The organism is Paenibacillus sp. FSL R7-0163, assembly GCF_037969975.1.
In the GTDB taxonomy this organism is placed as follows: domain Bacteria; phylum Bacillota; class Bacilli; order Paenibacillales; family Paenibacillaceae; genus Paenibacillus_AQ; species Paenibacillus_AQ odorifer.
In genome coordinates, this window is sequence record NZ_CP150224.1 from 1,661,054 (window position 1) to 1,679,403 (window position 18,350).

The 18,350-nt window shown below is 43.8% G+C and carries 13 protein-coding genes; 12 read left to right on the forward strand and 1 reads right to left on the reverse strand.

What is annotated here, in order from left to right; all coding sequences use genetic code 11:
• Positions 1 to 259 precede the first annotated feature (259 nt).
• The 11 genes from NST45_RS07315 to NST45_RS07365 all read left to right on the forward strand — a co-directional run bounded on the left by NST45_RS07315 (position 260) and on the right by NST45_RS07365 (position 16,235).
• A complete protein-coding gene (locus NST45_RS07315; protein ID WP_076100118.1) occupies positions 260 to 2,107 on the forward strand; it encodes a fibronectin type III domain-containing protein in 1,848 nt (615 codons plus the stop codon).
• Between the two features lie 272 nt (positions 2,108 to 2,379).
• On the forward strand, positions 2,380 to 3,024 hold the full coding sequence (locus NST45_RS07320; RefSeq protein ID WP_036685747.1) for a YhbD family protein: 645 nt from the start codon (positions 2,380 to 2,382) through the stop codon (positions 3,022 to 3,024).
• A 12-nt stretch (positions 3,025 to 3,036) separates the two neighbouring features.
• Complete coding sequence (locus NST45_RS07325; protein ID WP_036685749.1) at positions 3,037 to 3,723, forward strand: hypothetical protein; 687 nt, start codon at positions 3,037 to 3,039, stop codon at positions 3,721 to 3,723.
• Positions 3,716 to 4,387, forward strand: a complete 672-nt coding sequence (locus NST45_RS07330; protein ID WP_036685751.1) for a hypothetical protein — start codon at positions 3,716 to 3,718, stop codon at positions 4,385 to 4,387. The genes NST45_RS07325 and NST45_RS07330 overlap by 8 nt, the downstream gene beginning before the upstream one ends.
• Positions 4,388 to 4,427: 40 nt before the next feature.
• Positions 4,428 to 5,984, forward strand: a complete 1,557-nt coding sequence (locus NST45_RS07335; protein ID WP_036685753.1) for an MDR family MFS transporter — start codon at positions 4,428 to 4,430, stop codon at positions 5,982 to 5,984.
• Between the two features lie 1,506 nt (positions 5,985 to 7,490).
• Positions 7,491 to 8,450 carry an ABC transporter permease subunit gene (locus tag NST45_RS07340; protein ID WP_036685755.1) on the forward strand — a complete coding sequence of 320 codons (960 nt, stop codon included), beginning with the start codon at positions 7,491 to 7,493 and terminating at the stop codon, positions 8,448 to 8,450.
• A gap of 17 nt (positions 8,451 to 8,467) precedes the next feature.
• On the forward strand, positions 8,468 to 9,364 hold the full coding sequence (locus NST45_RS07345) for a carbohydrate ABC transporter permease (RefSeq protein WP_036685756.1): 897 nt from the start codon (positions 8,468 to 8,470) through the stop codon (positions 9,362 to 9,364).
• A gap of 91 nt (positions 9,365 to 9,455) precedes the next feature.
• The gene (locus NST45_RS07350) at positions 9,456 to 11,291 is read left to right on the forward strand and encodes an ABC transporter substrate-binding protein (RefSeq protein WP_036685758.1); all 1,836 of its coding nucleotides are present in this window, start codon (positions 9,456 to 9,458) and stop codon (positions 11,289 to 11,291) included.
• A 135-nt stretch (positions 11,292 to 11,426) separates the two neighbouring features.
• On the forward strand, positions 11,427 to 13,172 hold the full coding sequence (locus tag NST45_RS07355) for a sensor histidine kinase (RefSeq protein ID WP_339825265.1): 1,746 nt from the start codon (positions 11,427 to 11,429) through the stop codon (positions 13,170 to 13,172).
• Entirely contained in the window at positions 13,165 to 14,571 is a 1,407-nt protein-coding gene (locus tag NST45_RS07360) for a response regulator (protein WP_036685762.1), read from the forward strand. The genes NST45_RS07355 and NST45_RS07360 overlap by 8 nt, the downstream gene beginning before the upstream one ends.
• Positions 14,568 to 16,235 (forward strand): extracellular solute-binding protein, encoded by a 1,668-nt coding sequence (locus NST45_RS07365; protein WP_051491407.1) that lies wholly within the window; start codon positions 14,568 to 14,570, stop codon positions 16,233 to 16,235. The genes NST45_RS07360 and NST45_RS07365 overlap by 4 nt, the downstream gene beginning before the upstream one ends.
• Positions 16,236 to 16,294: 59 nt before the next feature.
• Here NST45_RS07365 and NST45_RS07370 read toward each other — a convergent pair whose 3' ends face one another.
• Positions 16,295 to 16,714: a MarR family winged helix-turn-helix transcriptional regulator gene (locus NST45_RS07370; RefSeq protein ID WP_036685765.1), complete on the reverse strand. Its 420-nt coding sequence runs from the start codon at positions 16,712 to 16,714 to the stop codon at positions 16,295 to 16,297.
• A 164-nt stretch (positions 16,715 to 16,878) separates the two neighbouring features.
• Between NST45_RS07370 and NST45_RS07375 the strand changes: the two genes are divergently transcribed.
• Positions 16,879 to 18,339, forward strand: a complete 1,461-nt coding sequence (locus tag NST45_RS07375) for an MFS transporter (protein ID WP_038572373.1) — start codon at positions 16,879 to 16,881, stop codon at positions 18,337 to 18,339.
• The last annotated feature ends 11 nt before the right edge of the window (positions 18,340 to 18,350 follow it).

Sequence of the window (18,350 nt, forward strand, 5' to 3'; positions counted from 1 at the left end):
GCCTTCATAAATATGAATTCATAAAAAAGATGCTGGTCTTTCGTATGGTTTCTCAAATGGCAATTTTGGTTGTTTCGCCTCATTTAGTTAAAAATTTACATAAAATCGTTGACGAACGGGTTTCTAAGCCTGAAAATGAGGACAATTACCATGGTGAAATATTCAAAAGTCCCTGTTGTTGCTGTTTGAAAACGCTTTAGTTTTTATGCTTCAAAGAACTCTCATTGCCTAGTTCATCATGATTAAGAGGAGGAAAGTTATGAAGATGAGGAAGCTGTTTTCGATCTTAATGACAAGTTTGCTGGTGCTTGGGGTAGCTCTGCCCTTTGGTGGAAAAGCGAATGCAGATGCTGCAAGTGACGCTTCAAATCGTGCTTTAATCTGGTTGAAAGCCCAGCAGGATGCAACAGCGGGGTATGCTTTTGAGGGACTGGTAGATAGCTTTGAAGATTTCTGGGGACCGAACAACCCCAAACAGATTGTATACACGTATGATCAAGCGGTTGCAGCTATCGCCTTTATTGTAAAGGGTGAACGGACGCGGGCAGAGCAGGTTTTGAACAAAATGCGGGACATTCAAGATCCTTCCGGCTTCTGGCTGAATTCTTATTGGTATAACAACGGCTTCGGAGAAGAAATCCGTAAACATGTAGGACCCGTTGTATGGATGGCAATGGCTGCTATGGCTTATGAGAAGCAATATAATGATACACGGTATCGTCCGATGGCACTTAAAGCACTCGATTGGAGTTTACAGTATAAAAAGGCTAATGGCAGTATTGCAGGAGGATGGAGTGGTTGGAGTAATTCCGATGAGCCTTGGAGCTCAACCGAGCACAATATCGATATTTACCGGGTATTGCAGTATTATGCTTCGGTGGATTCCTCAAAGGCAGCGACTTATAACAGTGCAGCTTCTGGAGTCAAAACCTTCCTGGATAATTATGTGTGGGATGACACTGTCAAACGTTTCAAGGGGGGCTGGAAAAACGATACAAATCTGATCGACCCCAAAATACCTTTAGACGTGAACCCTTGGGGAGTGTTAGCTTTAGGCGTATCCGGGGCCCATAACTACGGCGCAAGCTTAACCTATGTGGAAAATGCCTCCGGCACCCCGGGAACACTAGCAAATCCGCGTTACAAGCAGACGCTTACTTACAATGATGCTGGGAATACGCTCACCGGATACGACTTTGACTGGACAGACGAAGTATTGCCGGCGTATGACGATAACGGAAATCAAATTGGCAATACGGGTGCTGACGTATGGTTTGAAGGAAGCGCATTCATGTCACTCGCTTATTATCTGCAAGGCAATGCCTCAAAGGCAGACGCCATTAATACAGAGATTATTAAAAAACAAGGCACAAGCGGTGCTTCGCTCGGGGGTATTCCCTACTCGCTGAAAGGGTCCAGCAACAGTTATTGGGTGATGGCGCAGCAAAACTGTGTTTCCAGCACAGGCTGGTTAATAATGTCCCTGCACCGGTTTAATCCATTCACAGGTCAATATTTGACGGGTGGTGGTAATACTGGGGATACAACCGCGCCAACCGCTCCCGCTAATCTAACGGTAACCAGTAAGACGGATACAGGAGTTAGCTTAACCTGGTCCGCTTCTACCGATAATGTTGGCGTTACAGGTTATATTGTTTATCGCGGAACACAGCAGGTGTCCACTGTGGGGGGAACTACAGCTACTGTTAGTGGACTTACTCCAAGCACAGCCTATACGTTTACAGTAAAAGCTACGGATGCAGCAGGTAATTTATCCTCCGCTAGTAATACCGCAACAGTTACTACTAATTCCACTGGAGGCAGCGGTGGCGGTGATCATGTGACGGCTGACTTTACAGCAGGGGTAACGAGACTTTCTGCTACAGAGGCGAGTATCTATATTACACCTGTAACCAGTGCTCTTTATGTAGATGTACATTACAAGATTAGCGGTGGTTCCCAGCTTAATTACCGGATGACTAATAACTCAGGAACATGGAAGCAGACGGTGAGTGGATTAAGCGCTGGCAGCAGTATTGAGTACTGGTTCACTTATGAGAAATCCGGCCCGCAATATGATTCAGCACATTATACTTTTGTTCAGTAAGATTAGCAGTTCGTAAAAATCATTCTAAGAGAAGGCTGTTCCATGCTGCCATTTATAAGCGGCGGGGGCAGTCTTTTTTTTGTGGGAAAAATAGTGAATAACCGTTAAATCCTTCTCAAGACGGAGGTCTGCTCTTAAGGTATGCTTTAAAATCTTTGGGGGAGACGTTAGGACTCGATGGTTACTAGCGTAGGTAGGTATGAGGTGAGTTTATTTTATTGGTTTTACAACGTAACAGTGTTATGTTACGATGGCTTCAAGGAGTGATAAGCATGGAAGAGGATTTGATCTCGAAGAAGCAGCTATTGGAATTAACCGGTATATCCTATGGGCAATTGTACCGCTGGAAGCGGAAGCAGTTGATTCCAGAGGAATGGTTTATCCGTAAATCTACGTTTACTGGACAGGAGACTTTTTTTCCAAAAGACATGATCTTGTCCCGTATCGATAATATTGTGAATATGAAAGATGGACTTTCTTTGGATGAAATGGCTGATAAGCTATCAGATAAGGCTTCTTTTGACAGAGTAAGTGTATCTTCTGCGGAAATTATAGAACGTAACATTGTTTCGTCAGTGACACTGGGGAAATTTGGAGAGAGGCTTGGTGTCAAGAATGGATATAGCTTCGATCAGCTCACTTATTTATTGGCTGTAGACCGCCTGCTTAGTGCAGGGGAGATGAATATGGAGGAAGCAGAGCTCCTGTTTCGAACCTTAATGAATAAAGCCTCCAATCTTGAGAGTGAAAGCTGGGAGTTGTTTTTTATCCGCAAAATGGGGGTGTCATCCTTTATTCTGGCTCAGGCACCAGCGGAGTTATGGTTCGATGAAGGGGTAAAGCTGGTCAGTAAAATACTCAGTGCAGATGTAATAGAACAATTGAAAGGTAAGCTTGCTTTTAAGCTTGTTGAATAGGGGGTTACTGTAATGGACAAACGACAGCTGCCGGATCTGATTATAAACGGAGTCAGCGGGGGGGCAGGAGGTACTTATAACAGTGTGCAAATCGATGGTGTAGGCAAAGTAACGGGACCCATCGTGACGCGAATTTTTAAAGGAAATGGGCATATGAATTTGAAGAATGATCTCTCGGCGGAAGAAGCGGAATGCAATGGGACGATGAAAGTGCTGGGACATTTGCGTTTTAACTCCCTAAAGGTGGATGGAATGATTACTGTCGGTGAGAGCTTTCGGGGAGAAAGTTGCACTCTTCATGGAATGCTGAATATCAAGGGTGATTGTGAGCTTGAGGATTTTGCGGGGGAAGGAAGCTTTAGTGTCGGAGGTTTACTTAGTGCAGGACATGTAGACTTCAAACTGCAAGGGCAGGGAAAGGCGCATGAAATTGGTGTGGAGAGTCTAGTGATCCGGCAAACGAATAGTGGAGTCTGGAGCAAAATGTTAAGTGGAATCATCCCTAAATTAAGATCGGAGCTGCGGGCTCGGACTATTGAAGGAGATTTTATTGATTTAGAGTATACAATAGCGGATGTTATCAGGGGCAATATTGTGATTGTAGGGCCAGGCTGTACTATCGAACGGATAGAGTATCGTGATCAGATCACAGTACATCCAGAAGCAAAGGTTGGAAAGGTGGAGAAGATCGGTGAGTGAAGAAACAACTCGGAGTAATTTGAAAATAATAGGCACAACGACCTCAGCGGGAGGCTTCTTTCGGGACATTAAAGTTACTGGGGAAGGTCATTTTGCAGGTGATGTAGATTGTGAGAAGCTGAGCCTGACTGGAAATGCCAGAGTAGATGGAAACCTGCTAATGACCAAAATGAAAATAACCGGTGAGATGACACTTTTGGGTAATCTTGAAGGGGATTCCTTGCGGGGTCAGGGTGAAATTAAAGCAACCTCCGTAAAAATCGACGATATTCATCTTAATGGTAATTTGGAGGTCAATGGTGATTGTGAAGGTGAACATCTGCGTATTTCGGGCGCTCTCAATGTGGCAGGACTGCTAAGTGCGGAGCAACTGGAGATCAATTTATATGGAATAAGTAGAGCGAAAGAGGTTGGAGGCAGTGCTTTAACGATCAAAAAAAGCAAGACCGGAAAATTCCTGCATTTGATGAAGCAGAATCCTAAAGTGCTTTTTGAGGCTGGGCTCATTGAAGGCGATACGATAGAGCTGAATAATACAAAAGCAAATATTGTCAGAGGAGATCGGGTAATCATCGGTGTGGACTGTGAGATTGATACTGTGGAATACCGTAGTGATTTGGAGATTCACAAGAATGCAATAGTGAGGCATCAAGTGAAGTTGTAACACATAGTTATAGATCTTTTTACAATGGGGAGTGGAACAAATGAGTGCTGCCAAAGCGCCCAATCTGGGCATTGTTATCGCAGGTCTGCTGTTAGGAATACTGATGGCCTCCATGGACAGCACCATCGTTGCTACAGCAATGGGCAATATTGTTGGGGAACTAGGCGGTATGGACAAATTTGTCTGGGTAACATCAGCTTATCTCGTAGCTGAGATGGCGGGGATGCCTATCTTTGGCAAGCTGTCTGATATGTATGGGCGTAAAAAGTTTTTTATTTTTGGGATTTTTGTATTTATGGCAGGTTCGGCGCTTTGCGGGACGGCAGATACAATTACTCAGCTGGCTGCTTATCGGGCGGTTCAGGGAATTGGAGGCGGCGCGCTAGTGCCGATTGCTTTTGCCATAATGTTCGACGCCGTACCACTGGAGACACGGGGCAAGCTGGGCGGTGCATTTGGTGCGGTGTTTGGATTATCAAGTATTTTTGGTCCATTGCTAGGCGCGTATATCACCGATCATATTGCTTGGCAGTGGATATTTTATATTAACTTGCCGCTTGGACTGTTGGCTTTTGTGATGGTCGTATTCTTTTATAAAGAATCACACGAGCATTCTAAACAACCTATTGATTGGCTGGGTGCGGGCACACTGCTGGGCTCTGTCATTTGCTTAATGTTTGCGTTGGAGCTGGGTGGAAAAGAGTACGCTTGGAGCTCATCGATGATCCTCGGCTTATTTGCAGCTTTTGCTATATTGGCGGCAGTGTTCCTTTTTGTAGAGACGAGAGCGAAAGAGCCGATCATTTCCTTTGCTTTATTCAAAAAAAGACTGTACGCCGTCAGCATTCTGTGTGCGCTATTTAGCGGTGCTGCATTTATCGTGGCTTCCGTATATATCCCGATCTTTATCCAAGGTGTATTAGGGGGTTCGGCTACCAATTCAGGACTTGTCCTGCTGCCGATGATGGTCGGCTCAGTAATTACCGCCACAACGGGAGGATTCCTGATGGCAAAAACCAGTTACCGCAATCTGCTGATACCTACGTTTGTACTTTTGGTGATCGGCACAGGACTGGTAGCAACGCTTACTCCGGAAGCTTCACGTCTCTTGGTTACCTTGTACATGATTTTAATCGGATTGGGCATCGGCGCTTCCTTTTCTGTGTTAAGCACAGCAGCTATTCATGGTCTGACTGCGCAGCAACGCGGCTCCGCCAGCGCAACACTGAATTTCATTCGTTCGCTTGGCATGACCATTGGAATTACTACATTTGGCATTATTCAAAGCCATTATTTCTCGGGCAGTCTAACTAAGTTGCTCACAGCAAATGGAGGAGGAGCTGCTTCTGCGGGGGCTGTGGGGGCTGTGGGGGCTATGGATTTTAAAGATCCGCATTCCCTGCTGTCGCCTGAGACTAGAGCACTCATTCCACCGGAAATTTTGAGCAAAATTACAGAGGGACTTTCCTCTTCCATTGCGAACACCTTCGCTTGGGCGGTTATTCCAGCTGCATTAGCTTTGCTGGCTTCCTTTTTTATGGGGCGTCAGAAAATGGATGCCTCCGCGGAGGGGGAAGTTCAGACGCCCGGGCATTAGGCTGTGGCGGAAGACGTTGGGCATTCGAATAATGAGCGGAAAATAGTGCGTATTATACGGAATGCAGTGATTTGGTGTAAACAAACTATGGTTGTAAAGTGATGGAGCAGCTTCTCATTTGAGAGGCTGCTTTTTTATGTGTGGTTGGGAGTACAAATGAGCATGAACCCTCGAAGTAAGGGAGCTGCGTTGAAGGATGAGTAAATGCGATGAATCCTGGAAATAAGTGCATCTGAGTCCGATAGATGAGGGAATGCGATGGATTCAAGAATGAGTCCGATAGCATGAGCAAATGTCATGGATTCAAGAATGAGTCCGATAGCTTGAGCAAATGTGATGGATTCTTGATAGAAGTGCGCCTAAGAATGATGCGTGGAGTGTTGCGGACCGTATAGTCGCTATTGCTGATTTTTTAGCTACTTTGCGGTAGTTTCGGACTGTATTGTTCTTATGGGCATGAATTTGCTCATATTTGGACTATATTTGTGTGAATAGCTGCACCTGAGTCCGATAGCACGAGGAAAAACGCTGAATCCCGGAAATAAGTGCATCTGGGTCCGATAGCATGAGGGAATGCGGTGGATCCAAGAATGAGTCAGACTGTATGAGTGAATGCGATGAATTCTCGATAGACGTGTGCCTGATTTCGCTGCATGAAGTGTGTTGCGGACCGTATAGTCGCTATTGCTGATTTTTTAGCTACTTTGCGGTAGTTTCGGACTGTATTGCTCTTATGGGCATGAATTTGCTGATATTTGGACTATATTTGTGTGAATAGCTGCACCTGAGTCCGATAGTACGAGAAAATGTGTTGAATCCCGGAAATAAGTGCATCTGGGTCCGATGCAAGATCTATGAAGTGTGAAAGACCATAACGGACGAAGAGGACAAAGCGCACCATAGTTGATGTATCGGAAGAAGAGAACATAGCGCACCATAGTTGATGTAGCAGATGAAGAGGACAAAGCGTGCCATAGTTGATGAGCGGACGAGGAGGACATAACGTACCTTAGTTTGATGTAGCAGACGAAGAGAACATAGCGCACCATAGTTGATGTAGCAGAAGAAGAGGACAAAGCGCACCATAGTTGATGTAGCGGACGAAGAGGACAAAGCGCACCATAGTTGATGTAGCGGACGAAGAGGACAAAGCGCACCATAGTTGATGTAGCAGATGAAGAGGACAAAGCGCACCATAGTTGATGTAGGGAACGAGGAGGGTCTAGTTGCCCATAGCTCCCAAGCGCCCCTTAGAAACCATTTCTTTCAGCGGCAGGATGAGGGGAATTCCCGTCATCCTACCGCTTTTTATAAGCCAAAAGGCATGTAGGCTCTCCATCACTAGACCCACAGTGATTAGGTAGAAAATGGTCGAAATATATGCGAATTTGGTTCACAAGCATCAGACGGTTCTCCAGTGAGGCCGTTCTGTGTTCTATCTCGCCATACATAAAGGTTCTGATACTATGAAAACGTAATCAAAATCTGGGTATAGGAGATTCCGACATGGGGGTACCTTCTGGTGAATTACTTCCCAGCGTCGATCCGGTTCATCGATCCCGCTGGAAGATGAAGAACAAACATAAATTGTTCTTCATGGCTTTTCCGTTTCTTATTGTCACCTTTATTTTCTATTATCTGCCGATCAGCGGATGGATTTATGCATTTTATGATTTCATTCCCGGAATACCGTTGTCTGACACGCCATATGTCGGGTTGAAATGGTTCAAGACGATTGTATCCAATCCAACACAGACCGCAGAGGTTGTGCGCGTGCTGAAGAACACTCTTGCCATGAGTTCACTTGGACTAATTACCTCGATATTTCCAGTGATCTTTGCGATTTTTCTGACCGAGATTAAGTCAGGCTGGTATCGCAAGATGGTGCAGACGCTAACCACGATTCCGAACTTTATCAGCTGGATTCTGGTATATGCATTGGCTTTCTCGTTGTTCTCCGTTGATAACGGGGTCATCACGCACATTTTAGTGCAGCTTGGAATCGTTGATGAAGGTTATAACTTTTTAGCCTCCAGCTCGAATATTTGGGTCACGATGATTATTTGGTATTGGTGGAAATCGTTAGGCTGGGGTGCCATTCTCTATCTTGCTGCAATCGCAGGCATTGATCAAGAATTGTACGAGGCCGTTGAGGTGGATGGTGCAAGCCGGTTCCGTAAAATCTGGCATATTACCATTCCGGGTCTTGTCCCAACCTTCTTTGTCTTACTGCTGCTCTCCATAGGTAACCTAGTCAATAACGGGATGGAGCAGTACTTTGCCTTTCAAAATGCGATGAATAAAGATTCCATAGAAGTGCTGGATCTTTATGTATACAATATTGCGTTCGCTAACAACTTTCCGTTTGCCACTGCTGTCAGTATGCTGAAGTCGGTCGTCAGTGTAATTCTACTGTTCGCGGCAAACACATTATCCAAGATGGTGCGTGACGAATCTATCATTTAAGGCAGGGGTGATCCCATTTGAGAAAGAAAAAACTAACTTCTGGAGAATTAATCTTTCAAATTATTATCTACACACTCTTTGGATTGTTCACCCTGTCATGCATTTATCCATTCTACTATTTGTTCATTAATACGATCAGTTCGAATGATCTTAGCGCAGCGGGGTATATCAAATTTTATCCAAGGCAGATCCATTTTGATAACTATAGTAAGGTTCTAAGAATCAGTGGTTTAGGTCATGCGGCGACAGTCTCTATTTATAGAACAGTTGTTGGTACTTTGCTCACCGTTGGATCTTCGGCATTTCTTGGGTACTTGTTCACCAAAAAGGAAATGTGGGGCCGGAGTATTTGGTACCGCAGTGTTGTAGTCACGATGTATTTCAGCGCAGGGCTGATCCCATGGTATATCACCATGCATAACTTGCATCTGACTAATAATTACCTGGCTTATATTTTGCCAACTATTATTACTCCTTTTAATATCATTTTGGTCAAAACCTTCGTCGAGGCTATTCCGCCCTCACTTGAGGAGTCGGCGTCAATGGATGGAGCAGGTTACTTCCGGGTGTTCTGGAGTATCATTGTTCCTCTTACAACACCTATCTTGGCTACGATTACGATTTTCTCAGCGGTGAATCAGTGGAATGCCTTTATTGATACGGCGTTTCTAATGACAGATACGAAATACTTTACGCTCCAGTTCTTATTATGGCGTTATTTGAACGAATCCAGCTCGCTCGCAGCCTTAATTCGTAATTCACCAGATATGGCCGCTAGTGCAGCGAATATGCAGACTCCAACCTCTGTGCGGATGACTGTAACGATGATCGTCGTATTGCCGATTTTGATCGTATATCCGTTCTTCCAACGCTTTTTCGTCAAAGGAATTATGATCGGTGCGGTTAAAGGCTGATGGGTGGCCGCTCTGGACCAGAACTGGGTTTTCCTCTGCTATAAGCAGAGTTGAACTATAAGTGAAGAGATGAAAGGGAGGGTATAAAGCAATGAGATTAAGAAGAGCATCGCTTGTCATGCTATCCGTAATCCTGGTCTTCGTTCTTGCAGCATGTGGCGGGGGGAATAATACGGCTAATTCGGGCAAAAACACGAGCACAGAGAAACCTACGTCGGCTGCCACAAATGCCCCGGCGGAGGAGACAGCAGCACCGGATGACGGAGCGCTTGATCATTCCAAGCCGCTGAAGCTGACTGTATTCTCAACAACCGCTAACTATGCCGGTCCACAGACCGGATGGTTTGCAAAAATCATCAAGGATAAGTTCAACATTGAAATGGACATTGTAGCTTCAAACCTGACTGGTGGAGATACCAAAATCTCTGCAATGATGGCTTCCGGTGATCTTGGAGATATCATTATTTTCGGTGACGACAAGAACCACTATCCAAATGCCATCAAAGGAAAGCTGCTCTTGGACTGGACACAGGACGGTCTTTTGGACAAATACGGAAAAGACATTTCTAGCACTTTCCCAAAAGCTATTGAGAAAGCAAAGGTAGCTTTTGGCGGTGGATCATCAGTCTTTGGTATGGGGAACAGCGTAGCTTCTAACCCATCCGGACCTTCTGAAGGAAAAGATATGACTTGGGGTCCAGACCTGCGCTTTGATCTTTACCAACAAATTGGAGCGCCAGAAATTACAAAGATTGAAGATTATCTGCCTGTGCTGAAAAAAATGCAAGAGCTCGAGCCTAAGAACGAACAAGGCAAAAAAACCTATGCTTTCTCGATGTGGTCTGATTGGGATGGCAACTATAAAATGACATTGGCTAAACAGTTCGCAAACATGATGGGCTATGACGAAATTCCTGATACTGCTGTGTATGTTAAGGCAGATGAAGAAAAGTATTATGACTTTTTATCCGAAGATAGCTGGTACATGAAATCGCTCAAACTGTATTTTGAAGCTAACCAAATGGGGCTGGTTGATCCGGACTCTATGACGCAAAAATTCGACGATGTTGTAGCGAAATACAAAGATGGTCGTCTATTGTTCTCTTGGTTCCCATGGCTAGGAGCTGCTAACTACAATACACCAGAAAGAACAGCCGAAGGTAAAGGTTTTGCGCTAGTTCCGTTCAAAGATGAATTGATGTATTCCACAGGCTTCAATGTTTACGGTGGTAACGGTATTATTGCAATCGGCGCAAAAGCTAAGGAACCTGCTAGAATTATGGAATTCATTAACTGGATGTACACACCGGAAGGTGCAATGATTTCTGCAGGAAGTGGTACAGCAGTACCTAACGGACCTCAAGGTCTGACTTGGGATATTGATGCAAACGGCAAACCTGCAGTGACTGATTTTGGTTGGAAAGCTTATACTGATCAACAGAATACTCAAGTTCCTGCTGAATACGGCGGTGGTGACTACTACTATGGCTCCAATCAAATGAACTTCTCGTTTGTGGTTCCGGCGATGGTGAATCCAGAGAATAGTGAGCCATTCGATCATAATCTGTGGACAACAACCCTAGAGCGTAACCCTTCCAAGCTTGATAGTGACTGGAGAGCGAAAATGGGCGTTCTGACTCCTAAGGAGTATTTTGAGAAAAATAATCTATTGGCTGTAGCACCACAAGGTTTCACTGGCAAAGAGCCATTAACCATGGATAAAACAGTGGAACAAAAGAATAAACAAATCGGTACGGTTATTCAACAGATTTCCTGGAAAATGGTCTTTGCTAAAGATCAAGCGGAATACGATAAGTTGAATAAAGAAATGCATGATAAGGTAAATGGTCTTGGGTATTCCGAAGTTATGGATTTCTCGATTAAAAAGGCTGAGGAATTGTTTGAGGCCCGTAAAAGCGTTAAATAAACACGGCTAGTTAACTATAAAATAAGGCGGGGCGGCGTGGAGGCTGTTCTGCCTTATTCTATTCAATTAAGGATAAATGTGGTATTCTCACATTAATATAAAACGCTTTCAGATAGAAAGAAGAGGATAATCCAGATGGTAAGAGTACCCCTGCGGAGTCATACTCCAGCTGTCAAATCCTTACGCAATACCTTATTTATCTATCTAGTAATCGGAACACTACTTCCGCTTCTCTTAGTAGGATTCGTAACCTACACCTCTATTTACTCCATCCTTTCAGGTAAAATTGGCAACGGGATCAGCGCAAGTCTGAGACAGGAAGCCTCAAGCCTGGAGAATGCCATCGACAATATGGATTTTGCCTCCAAACAGTTTGCTTTGGACGGTCAGATTGTGCAGGAGATGTCCTCATTTATTCAGGAAAAACAAATTTTTCGCAAATCGCAAATGATGAATTCCATCAACCAGAAGATCAATCTAGTCAATTTTACGAACCCTTATATTGGACTTACAGCCTACATTATGCCGGACAGCGATGATCCCGTTCTGTTCACCAACATGAGCGCACGCAGAAATTTTGATATCAGTACATTGCCGTCCTTTATGCGATATAACGGGGCTGACTATTATGGACCACATCCCACTATGTACGCTGTTGGTGATAATCTCGTGTTCTCTGAGCAGCGGATTGTCCGTGTGCCGGGCCAGCATAAGCTATATATTTATTTGGAGACGAATTATAGTTTGTTTCGAAAAATCTTTAATCAGGAGTCCTACGGGATGAAAGTAAATCATCTGCTGGTCAATCAGCAAGGTAATAGTACAAAAGTGATCGATGGCAAACTTCCGCTAAGTATTATTAAAGCTGCGGGAAGCAACTCCAATCTCACCCATGAAACGCTAAGCGGATATCATCTGTTTCGTTACGCGAGTCCTCAGGGCTGGAAACTTATTGCCGTTGTGAAAAAATCCGAATTCAACAGTGAAATTTATTCTTGGTTTTTTAAAATGATCTTACTTGCCTTTTCCACCCTTCTTTTTGCCGGATTTCTGGCTTGGATCATCTGGAGGAAAATTTATGGTCCGTTGCGTAAGGTCAACCTTGAAATCAACCGAATGGCGGAAAATGTTACCGCTCCGGTAGCCTATACGAATGTGGAAGAATTTGATTTCGTGCTTACCAACTTTCAGCAGATGAAAAAACAGGTGAATGAGCTGATTGTTGCGGTTGCCCATAATGAGAAACAGAAAAGCCAATTTGAGATTGAGAAGTTGCTCAGCCAGATCAATCCTCATTTTTTGCATAATACCTTAAATACGGTACAGTGGATGGCCCGGCTAAACGGCCAGAAGGAGATCGACAAGCTGGTCACTCTTCTTGTAAAGGTGCTGCATTATAATCTGGGCAAGCAAAGCATCATTGTTACCATTGGCGAGGAAATTGAAGCGATTCGAAATTATATGGAGCTGCAGCGTATCCGTTATGATTATGAATTTGAATTTAACGTTGAAGCTGATGAGGATGTATTGTCTGTGGCTGTCCCGAGATTTTTGCTTCAGCCTCTGGTGGAGAACTCGATTTATCATGGATTAAGCGATAATGGCAAGGTAGATGTTGAGATAATGAAACATGGTGAAGGAGAAGTTCAGTTATGTGTAAAAGATAACGGCGCTGGGATGGATGCAGATACATTAGATCAGCTGTTGTCTGATGATGGAGCGAAAAAACGGGGACTTGGAATTGGTTTTTCATATGTGAACCGGATGCTTAGAACCTATTATGGAGAACAAATGAAGCTAGAGATGTTCAGTAAGCCAGGAGAAGGTACGGTTGTATCTATTGTGATTCCGAGGAAAGGTAAGGAGGACTTCGATGATTAAGGCTGTAGTTGTCGATGACGAGAGACTCGTGCGAAAAGGCTTCATATCCCTGATTGATTGGTCATCCTTAGGGATTGTTATAGTTGGGGAGGCAGGTGATGGTAAATCTGCTTTGGAGCTGCTTCAACAGCAGGAAGTAGATTTATTATTTGTGGATTTGACCATGCCTGGCATTTCAGGCTTCGAGCTTATTAAAATGGTTAGACAACGGTTCGCAGGTATTCGCTGTGTTGTCCTTACTTGTCATCATGAATTTGACTATGTTCAGGAGGCTATGCGTTTAGGTGCCGTTGACTATATTGTAAAAACACTGCTTGAGATGGAAAATGCGGATGAAACTATCAGACGTCTTGTCGATCGTATTAAATGGGAGGACAATACGCGGGATGCTCTGGTTCGTGGGGAAAGTAAACGTATGGCTGCTGATAAGGCTCTGCTATATTTGCCATTAAATCATCAATGCAATGAAGAAGAATTATTTCAGCTGTCCAGCGTGAAAAATAATCCGCTTATTACTTTTCATGAGATGTGGATGTCGCCCTTATTGCATCGTTTCTCAATAGATGAGAGCAAGCGTGAACTAAAGATCCAGCTATCCGGACGATGGCAGACCGCGCTGATCAGTGGATTGAGAGATCAACCGTTACAGGAATTAGAGGAACAGCTCACTGCGAAATTACGCCGTATTCTATTTTATCATCCTGAACCTGAGGATTTGACCTCATTGAAATATGAAGACATAAAGAAGGAACCAGGGGCTCCTTATTCAAAACAAGAGGCGGATAATTTGCTGGAGCAAGCACAGAATTTGAAGTGGACAATTGATGGAAATGAGTGGGAGAAATTTGTAGCAAACATACTTCAGCAGAAACCCCGTTCTGATCAGTTTCTGGCGTTTGCACACTCTCTAATACAAAGTTGGAGTTCTTTACTTTTAAAGCCTGAAGATGCTGCTCAACTGGAAAAGGACATTTCCCATAATCTGAACTGGTGTCATTGGAAGAACTGGCTGCGGCGATTTTCTGATCATGTGGGACGAAGAATGCTGGAGCTTGGATTAACTAAAGAGGTTATGTCCTGTCTTATTCGCGCAGTTCGTTATATGCAGTGCCATGCAGGTGACAAAATCAATCAGAGCGACGTAGCAGCCGTCATTAATATGAGCCGTGGTTATTTCAGCCAGTGTTTCGCTCGTTTTGCCGGAGAGACATTTGGTGAATGTTTACGGGGAATGCGGCTGGAGCTTGCCAAATCACTGCTGCTGGAGACTACACTTCCCGTCTGTGAGATTGCTTCGCGGTCCGGTTTTGAGGATGATCGTTATTTCAGCAGATTGTTTAGAGAACGTATTGGTAAATTACCAAGTGAATTCCGTGCGGAGGGGAAAAACCAAATATGAAATTTTGGAAATCTATCCTCCTAGTGTTTATGGTCATTGGAATGACATCATGTCGTGACAATATCGGTACTGTAGATTCAGTTGCAAGCCCTCAGGCAGGGGATGAAGATACTTCTATCGCTTATAGTAAATATGAGGATCCGATTGTGATCCGGGTGGGATTTAAGGTTCCCGACTCGCGACTTAATACAGGTGACAGCAACGATAACAATCCAATCACCCGTTATTTAGAGAGCATTACGAATATCAAAGTGGTTCACTCCTGGGAAGCGAAGGGTGAGGATGCTTTTACGCAAAAGGTGCAGCTTGCCATTGATAGCAACGATTTGCCTGATGCCATGGTTGTGGATCGGGATCAATTGAAGAAATTAATTGATAATGACATGATTGAAGATTTGACAGAGACATATAAAATATATGGATCTGAACTTATCAAGGATATGTACAATTCTACAAAGGGAGAGGCATTAGAGGACGCTTCCCGCGACGGTAAATTATATGGATTACCGAATGTAGCTATTGATGCAGACTCTCCCGTGCTGCTCTGGGTACGTCAGGATTGGCTGGAGAAGCTGGAGCTGCGACCTCCACAAACTTTTGAAGACATCGAGAAAATTGCCAAAGCTTTTATTGAAAAAGACCCTGACGGGAATGGAAAAAGAGATACCGTCGGTCTAAGCGGCTACAAAAATATCGTATATGGAACTAAACCATTAGTTAATGGTCTGGATGCTGTTTTTAGTGCATTTCATGCTTTCCCCACGAATTGGATTAAGGATAACAACGGAAATATCGTGTATGGCTCCATTACACCAGAAACCAAACAAGCGCTTGCTAAACTTGCTGATTGGTATAAACACGGGTTGCTGGATCCGGACTTTGCACTATATAAGGAAACTCAGGAGCCTATTATTACAGGTAAATCAGGGATGTTTTTTGGTCCTTGGTGGATGCCTTATTATCCTTTGTCAGAGGCAGTGGCTTTGGATACGAAGGCAGAATGGAGAGCATATGCAGCTCCAGTTGATGATTCCGGTAAGTTTGTCGCTCATTTGGCTCCGGTAACAGATCGATATCTTGTTGTGCGTAAAGGGTTTGAACATCCAGAGGCTGTAATCAAGCAATTGAACGTGTTTACAAGACTCGAAAGAAGACAAGATCCTAATCAAGAGGAGGTAAAAAAGCTGGGTGATTTCTCTGCGCAGACAGGCATTCAGCTGCGTGCTTATTATCCGTTCGATCTTTTGATAGATTATAGGGATGCGATTGAGAAACATTATGCTGATATCCAGCAGGCTTTGCACGGAAAGATAGACCCGGATACATTAAATTCTGATACCCGGCTCATTTATGATCAATGGGTAGCGGAAACAGAGCAGCCCAAAAAAGATCTTGAAGGCTGGAAAGCAGCGAATGCGTATAAATATGGAGTAGCTGTGTTAACCTCAACTGCTATAGAGGGAGTGCGTGGGGTCTTTTATGGAAACACCCGACTTATGAAGACCAAATGGCCGGAACTGCAGAATCTGGAGAATGAGACGTTCTTAAATATTATTGTGGGTGATTCACCGCTTAGTGATTTTGATGTGTTTGTAGCTAAATGGAAGAGTATGGGCGGGGAAGAGATTACGGAAGAAGTTGCTGAAATTGTAAAGCAAAAGTAAACGTAAAAGTGGGATGCCTCAACAGCCGAGTGGCTTTGGGACATCCTTTTTCTTATGTTCTATTCTTCGTTTGTACTGATTTTTTGCAGCAGGAAATGTAGTTGCTCTACTTCTTCATCGGTTAAATGGCCCACAAGGCTTTTATTAAATTCATCTAAGATGGACTGTAAAACTGGGAAGAAATCGATGGCTTTCGGGGTAGGATATAGAAGGTGGGAGCGTCGATCATTAGGATCGTCTTTGCGCTCGATATACCCCGAATTCTCTAATTGCTTCACAGAACGTGCTGTAGTTGCTTTATCGAACTTCAATTCGGCAGTTAACTGATCCTGAGTAATGCCTGGCCGAGAAAGAATCAATTTAAGAAAGCTATGCTGTCCACCACTACCGATTCCATAAGGGACAAACTGCTTAACCAGTTTCTTTTGATTTTGACGGTGAAGATGGGAAATTAGCTTCCCGATAGGCTCTCTTGCCAATATAGACACCTCTTTGGGTTATAAGTTCGCTCATTTTTTGCCTTGAAATAAAGTGTACAATAAAGTCGTTGCGCACGCAACTAAATTGTTGTACACTGGGTATGGCGAGTTTGGTTGCGTGCGCAACTAAACGGTGATTATTAATATTTAATGAGGTGTTAGTTATGAGTTCTGTAAGTGCAACCTACCAGGAGGATAAAGAAATTCAGAAGAAGCGCTGGATGATTTTAATTGTTCTGAATATTTTTACGTTTATGTCCACTCTTGATGGTAGTATTGTCAATATTGCTCTGCCTGAGCTATCCAAACAACTGAAGTTGCCCATGGCGCAAATCGAATGGGTAACTACAGGTTATTTAATGGCGATCTGTGCAGCGATACTTTTCTTCGGCAAGCTTGGAGATATCGTAGGAAAGATTCGAATCTTTAAGATTGGCACCATTATATTTGTTATTGGATCTATGCTGTGTGGGCTTAGTGTAAGTTTACCAGCCTTGATCGCTTCGCGTGTTATTCAAGCCTTGGGTGCTTCGATGACCATGGCGAACAGTCAGGGAATTGTTACGGATATCTTTCCTGCCACGGAGCGTGGTAAAGCCCTTGGTTTCATTGGTACATTCGTGTCTCTGGGAAGTATAGCTGGTCCAAGTTTAGGCGGGATTATGGTTTCCACCTTAGGCTGGGAGTATATCTTTTGGGTTAACGTGCCTATTGGTCTGATCGCTATATTTTTTGGCTGGAAGGTATTGCCTAAGGATTTAACGAGAGTGAAATCTTCGATTGATGTGCCGGGCAGTTTACTGTTCGCTGTTTTTATTATTACTTTGTTCGCAGGATTATTACTAGGACAACAGCTAGGGTATGGTAACAGCTTAATTGTTACATCAATAATTGTTGCTGTCGTCAGCTTCATTGCTTTCATATGGACGGAGCTTCGTAGAAAAGAACCGTTGTTGCAGCTGTCATTATTTAAGAATCCGTTGTTTTCTTTAAGTATATTATGTGGTTTTCTCGTATTTACAGCGAATTTCTGCTTCAATATTATCGCGCCGTTTTATGCACAGAACATGCTTAATTTATCGCCATTCTATGCAGGCTTCTTGTTAATGTTGTTGCCGATATGTATGGTAGTCGTGGCTCCAATGAGTGGTGCGCTATCGGATAAAATAGGCTCTGAATTTTTGACTTTTGCGGGGCTGGTGGTCATGGTTATTGCACAGTTCGGATTAGCACAGCTTCATGTAGGAAGTTCTGTTGTGCTGGTAGGTGTGTGGATCGCTATGCTGGGTATAGGAAGTGGCCTGTTTCAATCGCCGAACAACTCGCTTGTTATGTCTAAGGTACCAAGAACACAGCTTGGTTCTGCGGGTAGTGTCAATTCGTTAGTTCGTAATGTCGGTATGGTTGTCGGCATTACAATTGCTACTACAATTCTTTTTCAAGTGATGAGCAGTAAAGCCGGCTATAGAGTGACAGGGTTAGTTCCCGGCCGACCAGAGTTATTTATCGAGGGTATGCATGTAGTGTTTGTAACCTCGGCATCCATATGTCTAGTGGCTGCTTTATTAACTGGCTGGAGATTGGTGAGTGCAAGAAGCGCCAGAGTGCAGTCATCGGAAAGATAACATAAAATGAA